The following is a 19,581-nucleotide window of genomic DNA, read 5'->3' as shown; positions in this document are numbered from 1 at the left end:
CGAGAGGCCCCGTGACCGTCCTCGACGTGCGTAACCTTGTGGTGGAGTACCATGCGGACGGCCTCGTTCGTGCGGTGGACGATGTGTCGTTCTCGATCCCCGAGGGCAAGACCGTCGCCGTCGTCGGCGAATCGGGCTCCGGCAAGTCGACGATCAGCCAAGCCGTCATGGGTCTGCTTCCGCCGCCTGCGCGGATCGCCGGCGGCTCGCTTTATTTTCGCGACAACCGGCCCGCTGCGGACGGTGAGGCGGCAACGGCCGGGACGGTGGATCTCGCCGCACTGCCGCGTGACAGCGCCGCGATGCGTGACATTCGCGGCAACCGCATCGCGATGATCTTTCAGGAGCCGATGACGAGCCTGTCACCGCTCCACACCATCGGCGATCAGATCGGCGAGGCCGGGCGCCTGCACCGCGGCATGGACGCCGCCGCCGCCCGCGAGGCGACGCGCGACATGCTGCGTCTCGTGCGCTTCCCCGACCCGGACCGCGCGCTCGACGCCTATCCGTTCGAGCTCTCCGGCGGCCTCAGGCAGCGCGCGATGATCGCCATGGCGATGATGTGCCGCCCCGCGCTCCTCATCGCCGACGAACCGACAACCGCACTCGACGTCACCATCCAGGCCGAGATCCTGAAGCTCTTGCGCGACGTCCAGGGCGAACTCGGCATGTCGATCCTGCTCATCACCCACGATTTCGGCGTGGTGGCGAACATGGCGGACGAGATCGTCGTCGTTTACCACGGCCGCGTGGTGGAGCGCGGATCGGCGCGCGAGATCTTCACCAAGCCCGAACACCCTTACCTGAAGGCGCTGCTCCACGCGGTGCCGACCTTCGACATGAAGGAGCGTCTCTCGCCCATCCGGCCGATCACGCCGAAGCTGGACGGGTTCGGCGAGCGCTGCGGCGGCACACCGGGCGAACCGCTGATCAAGGTCGACAGCGTGGTGAAGAGTTTCCGGCTGAAGAAGCGCGGTCTGTTCGCGCCGCCCAAATCCGTCCGCGCCATCGACCAGGTGTCCTTCACCATCAACACCGGCGAGTGTCTCGGCCTCGTCGGCGAATCGGGGTCGGGCAAGACGACGATGGCGATGGCCATCATGCGCGCCTTCGCCCCCACCTCCGGCACGGTGAGCGTGCGTGAGGGGGAGGGCTGGCGCGATCTCGCCACGCTCTCCGGCGCCGATCTTCTCGCCTACCGCCGCCGCGTTCAGCTCGTCTTCCAGGACCCGTTCTCCTCGCTCAATCCGCGCATGTCGGTGAACGAGCTGATCGGCGAGCCGATGGTGATCCACGACGCCGGCACCAAGGGGAGCCGCGCGGCACGGGTGCGCGACCTGATGGAGCTCGTCGGTCTCGACCCGAAGTTCCTGCGCCGCTATCCGCACTCGCTGTCCGGCGGGCAGCGCCAGCGGGTCGGCATCGCCCGCGCTCTTGCGCTGCGGCCGGACCTTCTGGTGTGCGACGAGCCGGTGTCCGCGCTCGACGTTTCGGTTCAGGCGCAGGTGCTGAACCTTCTCGCCGATCTCCAGCGCGAGCTGAACCTCACCTACCTCTTCGTCAGCCACAATCTGGCGGTCGTCGACTATCTCGCCACCCGCATCGCGGTGATGTGCCATGGCCGGCTCGTCGAGCTGGGACCGACGCGCGCGGTGATCGACAATCCGCTTCATCCCTACACCCAGGCGCTCTTGACCGCGGTGCCCGATGCCAATCTGGATCGCCCGCTGGACTTTGCGCGTTTGTCGGCAGGGCGTGCCTCGGATCCGTCGGCGTGGCCCGAACCCTACCGGCTGGAGCCGGGGGCGGTGCCCGTGATGGTCGAGCCCGAACCGGGACATTTTGTCTGTGCGCCGCAGATGGCGCGCGTTGTGAAGGACGCTGCATGATCCGTACGCTTGCCGCATTGGCCATGATGGCGCTCATCGGCGGGCCGGCTCTGGGACAGAGCCCGGCCTTGGTCGAGACCGAGACCCTGGCGCGCACCCACAGCGACCTTCCGCCGGTCGCCGAGCGTGTGCCGTCCGAGCCGCTGGTGGTGGACCTTTCCGCGAAGGGACGAACCGAGGGGCGCCATGGCGGCGACCTCTCCACCCTCATCGGCCGGTCCAAGGATGTTCGGCTGATCAACGTGTGGGGATATGCCCGTCTGGTCGGATATGACGAGCACTATGCGCTGCAGCCCGACATTCTGAAGGCGGTCGACGACGAGGAGGGGAGGATCTTCACCTTCCACCTGCGCCCCGGCCACAAATGGTCGGACGGCGAGCCCTTCACCGCCGAAGATTTCCGCTACTGGTTCGAGGACATCCTCACCAACACGGACCTGACGCCGACGCCGGACCCCTTCATGCTGGTGGAGGGCAAGCTTCCCACATTCGAGGTGATCGACGAGACCACGGTCCGCTTCACCTGGGACGGGCCGAACCCGCGTTTCCTTCCGACGCTGGCGCAGGCGCGTCCGCCCTTCATGTACCGCCCCGCCCACTACATGAAGCAGTTCAACCCGAAATATGGCGACGAGACCGAGATCGCCCGGTTGGTGGAGGAAGCACGCGTGCGCTCCTGGGCGCCGCTCCACAACCTGAAGGACGAGATGTACGACGCGACGAACCCGGACCTGCCCTCGCTGCAGCCCTGGGTTCCCTCGGCCGAATCGGACGACCGCCGTGCGGTCATGGTGCGCAACCCCTTCTTCCACCGCGTGACCAGCGAGGGGCATCAGCTTCCCTTCATCGACCGGGTGGTGATGAGCGTGGTGGACGGCGGGCTGATCGCCACCAAGGTGCAGGCCGGTGACGCGGACCTTCAGGCGCGCGGCCTCGCCTTCAGCGATCTTCCGGTTCTGAAGCGCGGCGAGAAGAACCGGGGCTACACCGCCGCCCTGTGGCCGCAGGCGAACGCGTCGGCCATCGCGATCTACCCGAACCTCACCGTCGCCGATCCCGTTTTGCGCACGCTCTTCCGCGACCGGCGCTTCCGTGAGGCGCTGTCGCTCGCCTGCGACCGCACCCTCATCAACCGCGTCCTCTATTTCGGGCTCGGTCAGCCCTCCGCCAACATCGTCCTGCCATCGAGCCCGCTCTACACCGAGGCGACCGCCGGCGCGCTGCCCTTCGACCCCGCCAAGGCGAACGCGCTTCTGGACGAGGTGGGCCTCACGAAGCGCAACGGTGAGGGCATCCGCCTTCTGCCAGACGGGCGGCCGCTCGAGCTGATCGTCGAGACCGCGGGCGAGGACCCGATCGAGATCGACGCGCTGGAGCTGATCAAGGACGGGTGGAAGGATATCGGCGTGGCCCTGTTCCCGCGCCCGTCTCAGCGTGATGTTCTGCGCAACCGCGCCTTCTCCGGCGAGCTCGCGATGAGTGTGTGGCTCGGCTACGACAACGGCATTCCGTCGGCCGACATGCCGCCGGACGAGCGCGTGCCGACCTCCGAGCAGTTTCTGACCGGCCCGGCCTGGGGCGCCTGGTTCACCTCCGGCGGCACCACGGGGGAGAAGCCGGACTACGAGCCGATCGTGCAGGTGATGGACGCTTACGACGCGTGGATGCATTCCGAATCGGGGGCCGAGCGCGAGGCGGCGTGGACCGAGATCCTGAAGGTCCACAGCGAGGAGGTGCTGACGATCGGCACCGTGGAGGGCGTGGTGCAGCCTGTCGTGATCTCGGACCGACTGAAGAACGTCCCGCTGAAGGCGACCTATGGTTGGGACCCCGGCGCACAGTTCGGCCTGTACCGTCCGGACGAATTCTACTTCGCCGACGGCCAATAAGACGGAACTCGAGGGACGACCATGCTCGCCTACATCTTACGCCGCATGGCGGGCATGGTCCCGACGCTGCTGATCATTTCCATCCTGATCTTCTTCATCATCGAGCTTCCGCCCGGTGATTATCTCTCCAATCAGATCGACCAGCTCCGGGCGCAGGGCGAGTCGGCCTCCATCGCCCAGCTCGAGTTCCTGCGCCGCGAGTTCGCGCTGGATGCGCCCTTCTGGGAGCGGTATGCGGTCTGGGTCGGGCTGTGGCCGGGGCCGAGCGGGCATCTGAACGGCATCCTTCAAGGCAATTACGGCTGGTCGTTCGAGTATTCCAAGCCGGTCGATCAGGTGGTGTCGGGCACGCTGCTTTTGACGGTGGTTCTCAACTTCGCCACCATCCTCTTCGTCTACATCGTGTCCTTCCCGATCGGCATTTATTCGGCCACGCGGCAATATTCGTGGGGGGACTACGGCTTCACCTTCCTCGGCTATATCGGCCTCGCTACGCCGAACTTCCTGCTCGGCCTCATCCTCCTCTTCCTGATGAACGAATATTTCGGCGTATCCATCGGCGGGCTGATGGCGCCGCAGTTCGTCGGCCAGCCGCTCAGTGTCGACAAGATGCTCTCCGTTCTCGCCCATCTCGTCGTGCCCACCATCGTCATCGGCACGGCGGGCACAGCGGCGATGATCCGCCGCCTGCGCGCCAACCTGCTGGACGAGCTGCACCGCCAATACGTCACCACCGCGCGGGCCAAGGGCCTGTCCGAGCGCAAGGTGATCCTGAAATATCCGCTGCGCATGGCGCTGAACCCGTTCATCGCCGATATCGGCAATCTCATCCCGTCGCTGGTGTCCGGATCGGTCATCGTCTCGGTGGTGCTCAACCTGCCCACGGTGGGGCCGGTTCTCCTCGGCGCGCTCCAGTCTCAGGACCAATATCTTGCCGGTTTCATCCTGCTCTTCGTCGCCGTGCTGACGCTCATCGGCATGCTGGTGTCGGACATCCTGCTGGCGATGCTCGACCCGCGCATCCGGCTCGGCCAGGAGACCGCGTCGTGAGGGAGCGCGAGCGCGTCGACCCGTTCCGCAACGTCGAGCCGCTGCCGGATCGCTTCACCGATGCCGCGCCGTTCGACCCCAGCGACGTCGAGCGGCTGACACCGGAGCAGGAGCGCTATTTTCAGGCCTCGCAGTGGCGCATCATCTGGTGGCGTTTCCGCCGCCACAAGATCGCCGTCGCCTCGTTGGTGGTGCTGGCGCTCTTCTACCTGTGCGTTCCGTTCGCCGAGCCGATCGCGCCGTACGACCCCAACGGGCGCAACGCCGAATATCTGTTCGCGCCGCCGCAGATGCCCCGCGTGCTGCACGAGGGTGGGATCCGCGCCCCGTTCGTCTATCCGCTGACGGCCGAACTGAACCTCGAAACGCTCACCTGGGAGTACGTCGAGGACCGCACGGACCCGCGGCCGATCCGCTTCCTGTGCCTGGGCGACGCCTACACCCTGTGGGGCGTCCTGTCGGGGCGCTTCCACCTCATCTGCCCGCCGGAGGGGGCGACGATGTTCTTCGCCGGCACGGACCGGCTGGGGCGCGACGTCTTTTCCGGGCTGATCCACGGGGCGCGCATCTCGTTGACGGTGGGCCTCGTCGGCATCGCCATCTCGATCGTGCTCGGCATGTTCTTCGGCGGCATCGCGGGCTATTTCGGCGGCATCGTCGACACGCTGATCATGCGGCTGATCGAGATCCTGCGCTCGCTGCCGGAGCTTCCTTTGTGGATGGCGCTGTCGGCGGCGCTGCCGGTGACGTGGCCGCCGCTCTGGATCTATTTCGGCATCACGATCATCCTGGGCCTGCTCGACTGGCCGGGCCTGGCGCGCGCCGTCCGGTCGAAGCTCCTGTCGCTTCGCGAAGAGGACTACGCCAAGGCGGCGGTGCTGATGGGCGCGTCGCCCAAGCGTATCATCGGCCGGCATCTGCTGCCGGGCTTCTCGAGCCATCTCATCGCCTCGGCCACGCTGTCGATCCCGACCATGATCCTCGGCGAGACGGCGCTCTCGTTCCTGAACCTCGGCTTGCAGCGGCCGGCGATTTCGTGGGGCGTGCTCCTCAACGAGGCGCAGAACATCACCGTGGTGACGATCTATCCCTGGCTGATGGCGCCGGTTATCCCGATCATCATCGTCGTGCTCGCCTTCAACTTCCTCGGCGACGGGCTGCGCGACGCGGCGGACCCTTACAAGGCCTGACCGGCGCTCACCGGGCGAGGCCCCAGGCGGCGGCGAGCGGACCGCCGGCGCCGAAGACGGGGTCCATCCGGGGGAGGGGCACGGCGGCGATGCGGCGGGCGGCCTCGTCCAGCGGCAGCTCGCCCGCGCGGCAGGTGGAATAGTCCTCCTGACCGGCGGGATAGGCGCCGCAGACGCTGAAATCGTCGCTCGAGGTGATGCGGCAATGGCCGTAACCGGCGGGCAGAACCATCACGTCGCCGGCCTCCACGGCCACCGTGTCCCCCGCGGGGCCGCCCAGCATCACCTCGGCGTTGCCGGCGACGCAGGCCAAGGCCTCGTGCGCATCGGGATGATAGTGGTGGTAACGGAAGATGCTCCACTGCCACATGCCGCCCCAACCGTGCGCCGCGAAGAGGCGACGCAGCGCGGCTGGAGACGGCTCGGCCGCGCCACGCATGACGACGGCGGGGAGGGCGGGGTTGTTCGGCACCCCCTCGGCGGCGGGGGCACTGAGGCGGACGATCTCCGCCGGGGCCGGTTGGTCCTGCATCGCGCGGCTCCTTCGAGGTTCCGTCGCGGTGAAGATGGGGCCGCGGTCAGGGTTGGCGAGGCGCGGTCAGGGCCAACATCTTGCGCGCGACGACGATCGACAACGGCAGCGACAGCACAGCCCCAGCCACGGCGCCCGTGATGATCCAGAACCCGGTGCCATAACCCGGCACGACCAGCGCGACGACGATGAGAAGCCCCATCACCGTCGGCGCGACGATGGTATGGACGATGGCGGTGAGACGGAACATCGGTCGATCCTTCCGGCTTTTGCGGCGAGTGTGGACCGGGCCTCCGGCGCGCGCCTTGACCCAGCGCAAGAGCGCCCGCGCTCGCCCGTTGCGCGCCGCGCGCAAGCGGTGCTAGGCGATCGGGCGAGTGTTGGAGCCGCCATGTCAGTCGATACCCAAACCGTGCGCCGCGTGGCGCATCTCGCACGCCTCAAGATGGACGAGGCGGAGATCGAGCGCCTCAAAGGCGACATGAATCAGATCCTCGGCTTCGTCGAGCAACTGGCCGAAGTGAACGTCGACGGTGTGGAGCCGATGACCTCCGTGGTCGACGCCGTCTTGAAGCAGCGCGACGACGTGATCACCGACGGCGGCTATCCCGACCGCGTTCTCGCCAATGCGCCCGAGGCGGCGGACGGTTTCTTCCTGGTGCCGAGGGTGGTCGAATGAGCCTCACCGATCTGACGCTGGCCGAAGCGCGCGACAAGCTCGCCGCCAAGGAGATCCGCTCGGCCGAGCTGACCGAGGCCTATATCGGCGCGATCGAGGCCACCCGGTCGCTGAACGCCTACATTTTGCCGACGCCGGACAAGGCGCGGGAGATGGCCAAGGCGTCGGACGCCAAGCTCGAGACGGGCAAGGGCGGCCCCCTGGAGGGCGTGCCGCTCGGCATCAAGGACCTCTTCTGCACCGAGGGCGTGCGTACGACCGCCTGCTCCAAGATCCTGGGCGAGTTCATCCCGCCCTACGAGTCCACCGTGACCCGCAATCTGTGGGATGCGGGCGCCGTCTGCCTCGGCAAGCTCAACCTCGACGAGTTCGCCATGGGCTCCTCCAACGAGACGAGCGCCTTCGGCCCGGTGATGAACCCCTGGGGGTCGGACAACCAGCGCCTGACGCCGGGCGGCTCGTCGGGCGGCTCGTCCGCTGCGGTGGCGGCGCACCTGTGCGTGGCGGCGACGGGGACGGACACCGGCGGCTCCATCCGCCAGCCGGCCGCGCTCACCGGCACGGTGGGGCTGAAGCCGACCTATGGACGTTGCTCGCGCTGGGGCATCGTCGCTTTCGCCTCGTCGCTGGACCAGGCCGGGCCGATCACCCGCACCGTGCGGGACGCTGCGATCATGCTCACCCACATGGCCTCTGTGGACGACAAGGATTCCACGTCCGTCGACGTGCCGGTGGAGGATTACGAGGCGGCGCTGGAACGCGGCGTGAAGGGCAAGAAGATCGGCATTCCGAAGGAATATAGCGTCGATCCGATGCCCGAGGCGCTCGCCGCCTTCTGGAAGCAGGGCGAGGAATGGCTTCGCGACGCGGGGGCGGAGATCGTCCACGTCTCGCTGCCGCACACCAAGTACGCGCTGGCGGCCTACTACATCGTTGCGCCGGCGGAGGCGTCCTCCAACCTCGCGCGCTATGACGGCGTGCGCTACGGCGCGCGTGTGCCGGGCGACGACATCATCGACATGTACGAGGCGACCCGCGCGGCCGGCTTCGGCGACGAGGTGAAGCGGCGCATCATGATCGGCACCTACGTGCTGTCGGCGGGGTACTATGACGCCTACTACCTCCGCGCCCAGAAGGTCCGCACGCTGATCAAGCGCGACTTCGAGAACGTCTTCGCCCAAGGCGTGGACGCGCTGCTGACGCCGACCACGCCCGGCCCGGCGTTCGAGCTCGGCGGCAAGCAGGACCCGGTGGAGATGTACCTGAACGACATCTTCACCGTCCCGGTGAACATGGCGGGTCTGCCGGGCATCTCCGTGCCTGCGGGCCTTGCGAACGGGCTGCCGCTGGGCCTGCAGCTCATCGGCAAACCGTTCGACGAGGCGGGGCTCATGTCCATCGCCCGCACGCTGGAAGAGGCCGCCGGAAGCTTCGCTCCGCCCGCCCGCTGAGGCCGCGACGCGGGCCGGGCGCCCCGCGCGCAGGCGATGGCCTCACGCGGGCGGACACCCGCCCGCTGGTGACAGCGTTGCGCAGGCGGATATCCGCCCGCGCGAGGCGCGACTTTTACTGGCCCGCCGCCTCGGCGATCCCGGTCAGGCCGGCATCGTAGACGCCTTGCATGACGCCGACGGCATCGCCCTCGCTCATGCCCTTGGGGTCGAAGGTGCCGGTCCAATCCACCCGCGCCCCGTCCGCCGTCGAGGTGACCTTGATGGTCGACTCGTAGTTGTCGACCGGCAGCGGGCTCTCGATGATGCGGTAGGTGTAGGCCATGTCCGCGTCGTCCCAGGCGACGAGGTCTTCAACGATCGTGCTGCCGTCGCCCAGCGTCAGCGTGCGCCGCTTGGTGCCGCCGTGGTCTTCCATGCTGCAGGCGGTCACCGCCGGGTGCCACGCTTCGATGCCGCAGAAGTCGCCGAGAGCCGCCCACGCGGCCTTCGCGTCGGCGGTGGTGGTGACGGTGCCGGACACGTCGGCCGCGAAAGCGTAGCCCGGCAGGGCGAGCAGCGCTGCGATCGCGAGGGTCGTTGTTTTCATGATTTGTCCTCCCAACGGCGCGCCGGACAACTGCCGCGCGCTCATCAGGCCGGACTATCCTCCCGCTGCGGCCGCCCCCACAACCGAGGCTTTAGGAGGACCGCGGCGACGCAAGCGGCTCAGGACGCCGATTTGGCGGCGCCCCAAAGCTCTTTGACCCGCGCATCACGCCCGCAGCTCCAGCGGTAGTACTGATACTTCAGCGGGTTCTTCTCGTAATAATCCTGGTGGTAGGTCTCGGCCTTGTAGAACGGCGCGGCGTCCAGCACCGGGGTGACGATCGGCTGGCCCAGCGCCTCGCCCGCGGCGGTCTTGGCCGCTTCGGCCTCCGCCTTCTCCTCGGCGCTGTGGGTGAAGATCGCGGTGCGGTAGCTCTCGCCCCGGTCGCAGAACTGGCCGCCTGCGTCCACCGGGTCCACCGTGCGGAAGAAGTGGTCCACCAGCATCCGGTAGCTCACCTTGGCGGGGTCGTAGGTCACCTCGACCGCTTCATAATGGCCGGTGTCCTCGCGCACCACGTCCTCGTAGGTCGGGTTGGCGAGGTGGCCGCCTGTGTAGCCGGACACGGTGGAGAGGACGCCGTCCACCTTGTCGAAGTCGGCCTCCACGCACCAGAAGCAGCCGCCGGCGAAGATCGCCGTCGCGGTCGCGGCCGGGGCGGCGACGGGCGGGCCGGAATTCTCGGCCGCCGCATCGCGGCTGGTGAGGATGCCGATGGTCAGTCCCGTGACCAGCGCGAGGACCGTAATAAAGGCTCGGGCAATCGTGGTCATACGCGGCGCTCCATCATGGCCGTCCACATGGTGACGGTTCAGCAGCAACGAAAGCTTTTTGTACGATATTGTGTCGAATTCACGCGGTATATTCCCGGAGCGTGATCAAAAACCCGCGAGGTCCGACCATTCCGGTCCGGGGGCTGGCCATCGGTCACCGGGATGTCCATGTAGCGGCTCGGGCCGGTGCCGCACGCCGGCACCAGCGGAGAGACCATGGACACCATCCTATCGGTCGAGGGGCTCGGCAAGACCTACGCCTCCGGCCACACCGCCCTGGAATCGGTGTCGCTCGACATCAAGCGCGGCGAAATCCTCGCCCTTCTCGGACCCAACGGCGCGGGCAAGACCACGCTGATCTCGGTCATCTGCGGCCTCGTCACGCCGACGGCAGGGCGCGTCACCGTCGACGGCGCGGACATCGTGCAGGACTACCGGCGCGCGCGCAGCCTCATCGGCCTGGTGCCGCAGGAGGTGGTGCTGGAGCCGTTCGAGAAGGTGGCGAACGATGTCGCCTTCTCGCGCGGCCTCTACGGCAAGCGCACCGACCCGGCCTTCATGGAAAAGCTCTTGCGCACCCTGTCGCTGTGGGACAAGCGCGACGCGCCCATCCTCACCCTGTCGGGCGGGATGAAGCGCCGCGTCCTCATCGCCAAGGCGCTGGCGCACGAGCCGCGCATCCTGTTCCTGGACGAGCCGACCGCCGGCGTCGACGTGGAGCTGCGCAAGGAGATGTGGGAGACCGTGGCGGAGCTGAAGCGCCAGGGCGTCACCATCATCCTCACCACGCACTACATCGAGGAGGCGGAGGCGATCGCCGACCGCATCGGCATCATCTCGGGCGGCGAACTGCTGCTGGTGGAGGAGAAGGCGGCGCTGATGGCGCGCATGGGCCGCCGCCAGCTCACCTTGACGCTGGCCGAGCCCGTGGCGCGCTTGCCGGCGAGCCTCGCGCCCTACGATCTGGCGCTGGAGGACGAGGGGCGCTCCCTGGTCTGGAGCGAGGGGGGCGACGTCATGGCGGGTGACGTCCTCGCCGCCGTCGCCAAGGCGGGGCTGAGCGTGCGCGACGTCGCCACCCACCAGCGCTCGCTGGAGGAGATTTTCGTGGCGCTGGTCGCCGAAGACGGGCAGGCCCGCAAGAACCGTGAGGCCGCCTGATGAACACCTACGCCATCTGGGCCATCTACCGTCACGAAATGGCCCGCGCCTTCCGCACCACGCTGCAATCGCTCATCGCCCCGGTGATCACGACCTCGCTCTATTTCGTGGTCTTCGGCGGGGCCATCGGCTCGCGGATCGCCGAGGTCGAGGGGGTCTCCTATGCCTCGTTCATCGTCCCAGGCCTCATCATGCTGACGGTGTTGACCCAGTCGGTCACCAACGCCGCCTTCGGGATCTTCTTCCCCAAATTCATCGGCTCGATCTACGAGTATCTCACAGCGCCGATCTCGTTCTACGAGCTCGTCATCGGCTTCGTCGGCGCGGCGGCCACCAAGTCGTTTCTGATCGGCCTCATCATCCTCGCGACGGCGACCTTGTTCGTCGACGTGTCGGTGGCGCACCCGGCGGCGATGGTGCTCCTTCTTCTGGTGACGTGCATCGTCTTCGCGCTGTTCGGGTTCATCATCGGCATCTGGTCGAAGAACTTCGAGCAGTTGCAGCTCGTGCCGCTCCTCATCATCACCCCGCTCGTCTTCCTGGGGGGCAGCTTCTACTCGGTGTCGATGCTGCCGGACACGTGGCAGACGGTGACGCTGTTCAATCCGGTCGTCTATCTCGTCTCGGCCTTCCGGTGGAGCTTCTTCGGCGCGGCGGATGTGAACCTCGCCTTCTCGCTCGCCATGATCGGGCTGTTCGCGGCGGTCTGCCTCGCGATCATCGGGTGGATGTTCCGCACGGGGTATCGCCTGCGTGCCTGAGGCGGCGGGGCAGGCGGCGGGAGGACCGTCGACGCTGATCCTGTGCCCGACGCACGATCATGCCGACGCGCTCTTGATGTCCATCGCCTCGGTGCGGGCGCAGAGCGTGACGGACTGGCGCATGGTCGTCATCTGCGACGGGGCGCCCGCGCGCACGGTGGAGATCCTGCAGGCGATCGAGGCGGACGACCCGCGCGTCACCCACCGCGTGTTTCCGAAGGGCGCACGCTATGGCGAGGCCTACCGCGACATCGTGCTGAGGGAGGCGGACGAGGACATCGTCTGCCACCTCAGCGACGACGACCTGTGGACGGCGGGCCACCTTGGCGCCATGCACCGCCTGCTGGCCCCAGACCGCCACGGCCAACAGGCGGACTGGGGCCGGCAGGGGGTGATGGCGCTGCCCGCCGGGGCGGATGTGATGCGCTGGCGCTTCGCCAACGTGGGTACCGCCGCCGCCCGGCGGGTGGTGGCCGACATGGGGCCGCTGGCGTCCGGCCTCAACAACGTTGCCTACCGCCGCGCGGCCTATCTGGCGCTGCCGGAGGGGTGGACGGATGCGCCCGAGCCGCGACCGTCCGATGTCTTCATGTGGGCGAAATTCTTCCGCGCGGAGGGGCTGCGCGTGGCCGCCACCGCCGAGGCGACGGCACTGAAGCTGCCGAGCCGCGGCAAGCGCGAAACGCTGACGCCGACGGAGCGCGCGGCAACGCTGGGGCCGTGGCTGGCGCGGATCAACGCTCCGGGGATGGTGGCCGAGGAGGTGCGCAAGGCGGAAGTCGTGCGCGGTCTCGTCGCCCTGTTCGCCTTCAGCCCCATCGCTGAGGCGAGAGGGGTCGACGAAGCGCTGGCCCTGTGCGGTCTCGCCCCGGCCGGGCCGGACGCCCCGTTCGACGTCGCCCTGGACGGTGCGGCCATGACCGTTCCCATGACGCGGCGGCAGCGGCGCCAGACGGAGGCCGCCTTCCTCGCGGTAAAGGCCGCCGTCACGCTGGATGCCGCGGCCGTCGCCGCCTGCCGCGCCTTCGCCGAGGAGAACGGCAAGCTCACCCGCCGCGCGCTACGGGACCTTGCGACGCTGCCGCCGCCCTTTCCTGAACGAGCCGCGCGGGTGCTGGGCGGCTGAGGCGCCGGGTCAGCCGCCGCGCCAGCGCCGCACGGCCGGGTGATCGGGGAACTGGTCACTGAGGCGGGCGAGGCCTTGGTCCGCGGCGGAGAGCATCGGCGAGCGATCCGGCCACTCGACACCGAGGAACGGGTCGTCCCAGGCGAAGCCGCCGCGTGTCCTGGGGTTGAACTCCTCGGAGACGTCGTTGGCGTAGTCCACGGGGGTGAAGGTATAGAAGGCGTTGCCGCAGCCGGCCGGGACGAACACGCGGTCGCGCCGCCCCGGCGGGTCGCCGAGCTCGATCGCGACGTGGGCGCCGAAGGTGGGACTGTCCGCCCGCCCGTCCGCCACCACGATCAAGGCGCGCCCGGAGTAGACCGCGACCAGCTTGTCCCACGGCTCGGCATGGAAGCCGCGCAGCACCCCGGCGCGCGAGCGCGAGTGGTTGCCCTGGGCGAAGCGGTGCGGCCGTCCCAGCGCCTCGGTCAACGCCGATTGCTTATAGGTTTCTAGGAAGAAGCCGCGCTCATCTTCAAGAACCCGCGTTCGGACGATCACGCACCCGTCGACCGCAGTCTTTTCGATCTGCATCAGAAACTCTCAAGCTCTCGTTACGGACGGACCGACGCAGGCGGCGTTCAAAGGGTTGAGTTCCCCCGCCATTCGCCGCAGTCTGGTATTTCACGGATCAACCGCGGGACTGTGGATGCGCCTTCCTGGGTTCGTCACTCTGGCCTTTCTAACCGCGATGGTAACGTTTGCCCATGCGGCGGAGATCCGTGTCGACCAGTCCGCCACGGACGCGAAGGGGGAGCGCCCGCGCGTCTTCGTGACCGGCGAGATCGAGCTGGGCGATGCCGCACGCTTCCGCAGCGCCACCTACGGCCTTCCCCCCGCGATCATCTATCTCGATGGGCCGGGCGGCAAACTCATCGACGCACTCACCATCGGCGACCGCCTGCGCGAGCGCGGGGATTTCACAGCCGTCGCGTCGAACGCACATTGCACCTCGGCGTGCGCGCTCATCTGGGTCGCGGGGGTGGAACGCTCGTGGCAGGACGGCGGGGCCATAGGCTTCCACGCCGCCGCCGCCCGCCAGGGGGACGAGGTGCGCATGACCGCCAGCGGCAACGCCATCGTCGGCGCCTATCTCACACGGCTCGGTTATCCGCTCAGCGTGGTGGTCATGGCGACGGAGGCCGATCACACGTCGATGTCCTATCTCACCGCCGATCTCGCCGCGCGCTCCGGCCTCGGCTACAGGCGTGTGCCGCGGGGGACGGACGAGATTGCGGTGGCGAGCGCGGCGCGCACGGCCCACCGTTCGGCAGAGGGCCAGACCGGCAGCTTGCGCCACCGCATGGCCCGTCAGCGGACCGAGAGCCGCCGGTCCGAGCCGCGCGGGGAGGCGGTCCGCCAGGCGCGCCAGTTCATCGACTTCTATTTCGCCAGCGCCAACGCCTCGCCGGAGGCGCTGCGCACCTTGGCCGGGCGCGTTTATGCCGACGAGGTGGATTCGTTCGGCGACCGGGTGAGCCGGGCCGAGCTGATCCGCCGCCGCGCCGCCTATGCCGAGCGTTGGCCAGACTACGCACTGCGCAAAGCGGGTCAGCCGGCGATCACCTGCACCACGGCGGGCGAGGCGTGCACCGTCGTCGGCGAGGCGGATGTGGACGCGGCGAACCCCGCCACCGGCGCCACCCTGAAGGGCACGCTGCAATATACGGTCAAGCTGGCGCGCGAGGGCGCAGGCTACCGCGTCTTCCACGAGGAGTCGGCCGTGGTGGCGAGCCGGGAGACGGCATTGACACGGCAGATCCAGGCGGCCCTGAGCGCGGCGGGCTGCGCGCCGGGGCCGATCGACGGTCTGTGGGGCAGGCGCACGCAGTCCGCCCTGTCGCGCTACATGACGGCGGGCGGCCTCGTCGTCGACACTGCGCGCCCCAGTTATGATGCGCTGGCGCTCATCGTCGTCGCGGGTGGACGCGGCTGCCGCCCCGGCCAGGCCTGACGGCGCGGCGCTGCGGCTCAGGCCGGATGGACGGGGGCGGTTCCGGCGCGGTCGGTCGCTGCGCCAGACGTCGCGGTTTCGCCCAGCATCCACGCATGGGGCGTATCCGCGAGGGCGTTCGCGACGTCGTCGAAATTGCGAAGCGTTCGGCTGAGAGGCGCCGTGTTGATGCGCTGATAAGCCGGCGTGACGGCAAGCGCGGGCCGGCCCAGGAAGTGGCAGACCCTCTCGAAGGCGACGCGCGGATCGCTCTCGATATGGTCCTCGTAGGTCAGCTCGAGCACGGTGTAGCCGCGCGACTCCAGCTCTGCGTGCAACGTCCGGTAACCGTTCGCGATCGTGTCGATGAGGTCGACCAGTCCGAACGTGGCGTGGCCGAGCGTCAATCCGCTGAGGGGCAGCGTGATCTCGGGCAGCTCGACCGTGCTGCCGCGCTGATCGAAGAAGCGACCGCGACGCACGGCGATCTGTGTGGAGACGATGCGGCGCAGGATATTGCGCCGGCTGAGTACGATGGCCCGCTCGGTTCCGAACTGGTGCTCGGTGAAATCGAGATAGCCCGGAAGACCCGTCCCGAAGTGCGCCATGTCGAGGGAGGGCAGAAACTTGACCTCGTAGACATAGGGAACGCCCTCGCCGAGGCCCTGCGTCTGCCGCGTGATGCGCGACGTCGTGAACGCTTCGGCCGCCGCTGTGGGGTCGCCGGCGGGGGCGCTTTCGCCGGTGGCCGCCGCCTGCTCGCGGGTGTGGATGCCGTAGATCTCGGTGTCGGCGAAGACGCTGCCCGATTTCAGCAACATGGTCTGCAAGACGGTGCTGCCACAGCGGCCGACGTGGAACATGGGGCACACGTGGATGCCTCGGCGGGACAGATCGTCCCGCAGCGGGGAGGGCGGCCAGGAATGCGTCAACGCGGAGTCTCGTGCGATCGGCACCGCTCGGCCGGTGCCGACGGGCGCAGCACCAGGCGGCCAGCGCCGCGGTTGAAGGGCACCGGCGAGCGGTGCGCGGTTGAAAAGGCGGCCAGGCGATGCCGGGCTAGAGGTTCAGAATGGGCGCCGGCCCGGGGCGCAGACCAGCAGCCGGATCATTCGTCCGAACCCAACGCTGCCGAACGGCCGGACCCGGCGCGCCGGGACGCAGCGGGCCGGCGGACGACCGTCGGCCGCTCTGCACCGGCGTCACCGCATCCCGCCGAGCGGCACGCGTCCGCCCGACCGGCAGTCACGGATGATGCGCAGGTGCGCTTCCGGCCCGTCCCCCCGCGCCGCGTCGTCGGACGCGCGGCCTCAGGCGGCCGTGTCGCGCAGGGCGATGCCGTTCTCGCTCATGTGCGTCTGCAACTCGCCCGCCTGGAACATCTCGCGGATGATGTCGCAGCCGCCGATGAACTCACCCTTCACATAAAGCTGGGGGATGGTCGGCCAGTTGGAATAATCCTTGATGCCGTTGCGGATGGCGTCGTCTTCCAGAACGTTCATCGTGGTGTATTCGACGCCGAGATAGTCGAGGATCTGCACGACCTGGCCGGAGAACCCGCACTGCGGGAACTGCTTGGTGCCCTTCATGAAGAGCATCACGTCGTTGGACTTCACGGCGTTGTCGATCGTCGTCTTTGCGTCGCTCATAGGTTCATCCTGTCGCGTGTGGGGGTGAAAACCACCGGGTTGCCGGGCCGTCCCTGGCGGACTGGCCGCAATTTATCATCCCGAAACGTGTGGTAGCAAACGTCTTGCGAGGCGGCTGCGCCGCGGGCAAGCGCGGCGTCGTGCCAGGTCCTGGGCCGGCTCCGAGTCTGCAGTCAGGTAAGTGGCCGCGGCGCTGGTGCAATATGCAAACTGCACCAGCAGGGCGGCGCGCCAGCCGGGCGATGCGCTCGGTGGTGGGATCGCGCGCAGGGCGTCAGGTCTGCGGGGCGGAGGTCTGCAAAGCGAGGGCGTGAAGCTCGCCCCCCATGCGGCCCTTCAGGGCGTCGTAGACGATCTTGTGCTGCATCACGCGCGTCTTGCCGCGGAAGGATTCGGAGACCACAACCGCCGCATAATGATCGCCGTCGCCGGCGAGATCGCGGATCTCCACCGTCGCGTCGGGCAACGCCTCGCGGATGAGGCGTTCGATCTCGTGGGCGTCCATCGCCATATTGGTTCTCCGTCGCTTGGCCGTCCACGATAAAGCCCCGCGGCGGCCGAGACAAATGCCGCGTCAGGGGTGCGCCATCAGCGCCGGAAGCGTCGCCTCGTGCGCCTCTTTCAAGGCGGCGACGCTGAGCGAGAGGCGTCCGGGAACCTCCAGCATGTCGCCGCCGGCGATGCCGATCGGCGCGATCGCGATGCCGGCATTGGCGGCGGCCAGGATGAGCGCATCGGTCTTGCGGGTGGCGAGAACGTAGCGGCCCTGGTCCTCGGCGAAGAGGTGGACGTGGAGCGGGTCCGGGATGTCGAGCCGGGCGCCGATGCCGGACGCCATCGCCATCTCGGCCAGCGCCGCGCCGAGGCCGCCGGACGACACGTCGTGGCAAGCCGTCACGATGCCGTCCTCGATCGCCTTGCGCACCACGGCGCCGTGGGCCTTTTCGCGGGCGAGGTCCACCGGCGGCGGCGCGCCGACGCGCCGGCCCAGAATCACGTCGAGGTACAGCGACTGGCCGAGGTGGTCGCCATGGCCGCCGACGAGGAAGAGCGTGTCGCCCGAGGTCCACGCCACCGTGGCGCGGCGGTTGACGTCGCTGAGCTTACCGACGCCGCCGATCGCCGGGGTCGGCAGGATCGAGACGCCGTCCGTCTGGTTGTAGAGCGACACGTTGCCGGAGACGACGGGGAAGTCGAGCGCGCGCGCCGCCTCGCCGATCCCGTGGATCGCGCGGACGAACTGGCCCATGATCTCGGGGTTCGTGGCGGCGCCGAAGTTGAGGTTGTCGGTCAGCGCCAAGGGCGTCGCGCCGACGGCGGTGAGGTTGCGCCAGGCTTCGGCGACGGCCTGTTTGCCGCCCTCGAACGGGTCGGCCTGGCAGTAGCGCGGCGACACGTCGACGGTCATGGCGAGCGCCTTCGGACCGTCGCCGATGCGCACCACCGCCGAATCGCCGCCGGGGCCGCCGACGACGTTGCCGGAAATCACGTGGTCATACTGCTCCCACACCCAGCGGCGCGAACAGCCGTTGGGGCTGGCGATCAGCGCCGTCAGCGCGGCGCCGACGTCGGCCGGGGCCGCAAGATCGGCGTCGGTCAGCGGGGCGGGGGCGGGGCTTTCCACCCAAGGGCGGTCGTAGATCGGCGCCTCGTCGCCCAGCTCCTTGATCGGCAGGTTCGCCTCTTCCACGCCCTTGTGCCAGACGCGGAACCTGAGGTCGTCCGTGGTCTCGCCGACGATGGCCGATTCCAGCTCCCACTTGTCGAAGATCGCCCGCGCCTCGTCCCAATGGTCGGGGTTCAGCACCATGAGCATGCGCTCCTGGCTTTCCGACAGCATCATCTCGTAGGCGGTCATGCCGGTTTCGCGGCAGGGCACGTTGTCGAGGTCGAGGCGGATGCCGAGGTTGCCCTTGGCGCCCATCTCCACGGCGGAGGAGGTCAGCCCCGCCGCGCCCATGTCCTGGATGGCGATGACGGCGCCGGTCTTCATCAGCTCCAGGCACGCTTCCAGGAGGCGCTTTTCGGCATAGGGGTCGCCGACCTGCACGGTGGAGCGTTCGGACTGGTCGTCGCTGTCGAACGAGGCCGAGGCCATGGTGGCGCCGTGGATGCCGTCGCGCCCGGTCTTGGAGCCGAGATAGACGATCGGCCGGCCGACGCCCTCGGCCTTGGAGAGGAAGATGCCGTCGTGCCGGGCAAGGCCCACCGCCATGGCGTTGACCAGCGGATTGCCGTTGTAGGACGGGTCGAACTCCACTTCGCCGCCCACGGTCGGGACGCCGAAGGCGTTGCCGTAGCCGCCGATGCCGGCGACGACGCCGGACACCAAATGGCGCGTCTTCGGATGGTCAGGTGCGCCGAAGCGGATTGCGTTGAGGCAGGCGATGGGACGCGCGCCCATGGTGAACACGTCGCGCAGGATGCCGCCGACGCCCGTCGTCGCGCCCTGGTAGGGCTCGATGTAGGACGGGTGGTTGTGGCTCTCCATCTTGAACACAACGGCCATGCCGTCGCCGATGTCGACCACGCCGGCATTTTCGCCGGGGCCGTGGATGACGTTCTCGCCGGTGGTGGGCATGGTGCGCAGATGGATGCGCGAGGACTTGTAGGAGCAGTGCTCGTTCCACATGGCCGAGACGATGCCGAGCTCGGTCAGGGTCGGCGTGCGGCCGATGAGGTCGCAGAAGCGCTCATATTCGTCCGCCGTCAGCCCGTGCTTCGCCACGAGTTCCGGCGTGATGTCGACGGCCATTCTGTCCCCCATTTGGCACCCGGCCGCCCCTAGGCCGCAGCGCACGGCCCGTCAAGTCCGGGGCGCGCGGTGGCAGGGTCGCGCGCGCCGATCCGTGCCGCTTGTCCCGCCAAAA

19 protein-coding genes are annotated in these 19,581 nt (G+C 68.5%); 10 read left to right on the top strand and 9 right to left on the bottom strand.

Annotated features, from left to right (window positions below):
- Window positions 1–11 precede the first annotated feature (11 nt).
- Genes BIX52_RS14325 through BIX52_RS14310 form a run of 4 tightly spaced genes read left to right on the top strand, consistent with a single transcriptional unit; the run spans window position 12 to window position 6,018 of the window.
- A complete protein-coding gene (locus tag BIX52_RS14325; RefSeq protein WP_075221762.1) occupies window positions 12–1,889 on the top strand; it encodes an ABC transporter ATP-binding protein in 1,878 nt (625 codons plus the stop codon).
- Complete coding sequence (locus BIX52_RS14320; RefSeq protein WP_075221761.1) at window positions 1,886–3,778, top strand: ABC transporter substrate-binding protein; 1,893 nt, start codon at window positions 1,886–1,888, stop codon at window positions 3,776–3,778. The genes BIX52_RS14325 and BIX52_RS14320 overlap by 4 nt, the downstream gene beginning before the upstream one ends.
- Window positions 3,779–3,799: 21 nt before the next feature.
- On the top strand, window positions 3,800–4,828 hold the full coding sequence (locus tag BIX52_RS14315) for an ABC transporter permease (RefSeq protein ID WP_075221760.1): 1,029 nt from the start codon (window positions 3,800–3,802) through the stop codon (window positions 4,826–4,828).
- Window positions 4,825–6,018 (top strand): ABC transporter permease, encoded by a 1,194-nt coding sequence (locus tag BIX52_RS14310; protein WP_108676585.1) that lies wholly within the window; start codon window positions 4,825–4,827, stop codon window positions 6,016–6,018. Before BIX52_RS14315 ends, BIX52_RS14310 begins: the two co-directional genes overlap by 4 nt.
- A gap of 7 nt (window positions 6,019–6,025) precedes the next feature.
- On the opposite strand, the gene BIX52_RS14305 is transcribed toward BIX52_RS14310, so the two are convergent.
- Together BIX52_RS14305 and BIX52_RS14300 are read right to left on the bottom strand one after the other, a co-directional pair.
- Window positions 6,026–6,550 (bottom strand): cupin domain-containing protein, encoded by a 525-nt coding sequence (locus BIX52_RS14305; RefSeq protein ID WP_075221759.1) that lies wholly within the window; start codon window positions 6,548–6,550, stop codon window positions 6,026–6,028.
- A gap of 46 nt (window positions 6,551–6,596) precedes the next feature.
- Complete coding sequence (locus BIX52_RS14300) at window positions 6,597–6,800, bottom strand: hypothetical protein (RefSeq protein ID WP_075221758.1); 204 nt, start codon at window positions 6,798–6,800, stop codon at window positions 6,597–6,599.
- Between the two features lie 141 nt (window positions 6,801–6,941).
- Between BIX52_RS14300 and gatC the strand changes: the two genes are divergently transcribed.
- Both gatC and gatA read left to right on the top strand, forming a co-directional pair.
- Window positions 6,942–7,229 (top strand): Asp-tRNA(Asn)/Glu-tRNA(Gln) amidotransferase subunit GatC, encoded by a 288-nt coding sequence (gene gatC / locus BIX52_RS14295; RefSeq protein WP_075221757.1) that lies wholly within the window; start codon window positions 6,942–6,944, stop codon window positions 7,227–7,229.
- Complete coding sequence (gatA, locus tag BIX52_RS14290) at window positions 7,226–8,680, top strand: Asp-tRNA(Asn)/Glu-tRNA(Gln) amidotransferase subunit GatA (protein ID WP_075221756.1); 1,455 nt, start codon at window positions 7,226–7,228, stop codon at window positions 8,678–8,680. Before gatC ends, gatA begins: the two co-directional genes overlap by 4 nt.
- Window positions 8,681–8,795: 115 nt before the next feature.
- Here the strand turns inward: gatA and BIX52_RS14285 are convergent, their stop codons facing one another.
- Window positions 8,796–9,269: an SRPBCC family protein gene (locus tag BIX52_RS14285; protein ID WP_075221755.1), complete on the bottom strand. Its 474-nt coding sequence runs from the start codon at window positions 9,267–9,269 to the stop codon at window positions 8,796–8,798.
- Window positions 9,270–9,388: 119 nt separating this feature from the next.
- Window positions 9,389–10,042: a peptide-methionine (S)-S-oxide reductase MsrA gene (gene msrA / locus BIX52_RS14280; RefSeq protein ID WP_075221754.1), complete on the bottom strand. Its 654-nt coding sequence runs from the start codon at window positions 10,040–10,042 to the stop codon at window positions 9,389–9,391.
- A 216-nt stretch (window positions 10,043–10,258) separates the two neighbouring features.
- On the opposite strand from msrA, the gene BIX52_RS14275 reads away from it, so the two are divergent.
- Genes BIX52_RS14275 through BIX52_RS14265 form a run of 3 tightly spaced genes read left to right on the top strand, consistent with a single transcriptional unit; the run spans window position 10,259 to window position 13,090 of the window.
- Window positions 10,259–11,203, top strand: coding sequence for an ABC transporter ATP-binding protein (locus tag BIX52_RS14275; RefSeq protein ID WP_075221753.1), 945 nt, complete (start codon window positions 10,259–10,261; stop codon window positions 11,201–11,203).
- Window positions 11,203–11,964 (top strand): ABC transporter permease, encoded by a 762-nt coding sequence (locus BIX52_RS14270; RefSeq protein WP_075221752.1) that lies wholly within the window; start codon window positions 11,203–11,205, stop codon window positions 11,962–11,964. The genes BIX52_RS14275 and BIX52_RS14270 overlap by 1 nt, the downstream gene beginning before the upstream one ends.
- Window positions 11,957–13,090, top strand: coding sequence for a glycosyltransferase family 2 protein (locus BIX52_RS14265; RefSeq protein ID WP_075221751.1), 1,134 nt, complete (start codon window positions 11,957–11,959; stop codon window positions 13,088–13,090). The genes BIX52_RS14270 and BIX52_RS14265 overlap by 8 nt, the downstream gene beginning before the upstream one ends.
- 9 nt (window positions 13,091–13,099) lie before the next feature.
- On the opposite strand, the gene BIX52_RS14260 is transcribed toward BIX52_RS14265, so the two are convergent.
- Window positions 13,100–13,663 carry a dTDP-4-dehydrorhamnose 3,5-epimerase family protein gene (locus tag BIX52_RS14260; protein WP_075221750.1) on the bottom strand — a complete coding sequence of 188 codons (564 nt, stop codon included), beginning with the start codon at window positions 13,661–13,663 and terminating at the stop codon, window positions 13,100–13,102.
- A 115-nt stretch (window positions 13,664–13,778) separates the two neighbouring features.
- On the opposite strand from BIX52_RS14260, the gene BIX52_RS14255 reads away from it, so the two are divergent.
- Window positions 13,779–15,083 (top strand): hypothetical protein, encoded by a 1,305-nt coding sequence (locus BIX52_RS14255; RefSeq protein ID WP_075221749.1) that lies wholly within the window; start codon window positions 13,779–13,781, stop codon window positions 15,081–15,083.
- A 17-nt stretch (window positions 15,084–15,100) separates the two neighbouring features.
- On the opposite strand, the gene BIX52_RS14250 is transcribed toward BIX52_RS14255, so the two are convergent.
- The 4 genes from BIX52_RS14250 to purL all read right to left on the bottom strand — a co-directional run bounded on the left by BIX52_RS14250 (window position 15,101) and on the right by purL (window position 19,466).
- Window positions 15,101–15,994, bottom strand: coding sequence for a hypothetical protein (locus BIX52_RS14250; RefSeq protein ID WP_108676584.1), 894 nt, complete (start codon window positions 15,992–15,994; stop codon window positions 15,101–15,103).
- A gap of 378 nt (window positions 15,995–16,372) precedes the next feature.
- Entirely contained in the window at window positions 16,373–16,711 is a 339-nt protein-coding gene (grxD, locus tag BIX52_RS14245) for a Grx4 family monothiol glutaredoxin (protein ID WP_075221747.1), read from the bottom strand.
- A 274-nt stretch (window positions 16,712–16,985) separates the two neighbouring features.
- Window positions 16,986–17,222 (bottom strand): BolA family protein, encoded by a 237-nt coding sequence (locus tag BIX52_RS14240; RefSeq protein WP_075221746.1) that lies wholly within the window; start codon window positions 17,220–17,222, stop codon window positions 16,986–16,988.
- Window positions 17,223–17,285: 63 nt separating this feature from the next.
- A complete protein-coding gene (purL, locus tag BIX52_RS14235) occupies window positions 17,286–19,466 on the bottom strand; it encodes a phosphoribosylformylglycinamidine synthase subunit PurL (protein ID WP_075221745.1) in 2,181 nt (726 codons plus the stop codon).
- Window positions 19,467–19,581 lie beyond the last annotated feature (115 nt).

Origin of the sequence: Acuticoccus yangtzensis, from assembly GCF_001927245.1 — a bacterium.
Lineage (GTDB): Bacteria > Pseudomonadota > Alphaproteobacteria > Rhizobiales > Amorphaceae > Acuticoccus > Acuticoccus yangtzensis.
Note: the sequence above shows the minus strand (reverse complement) of the source record. Positions and strands in the feature narration are given on the sequence as shown.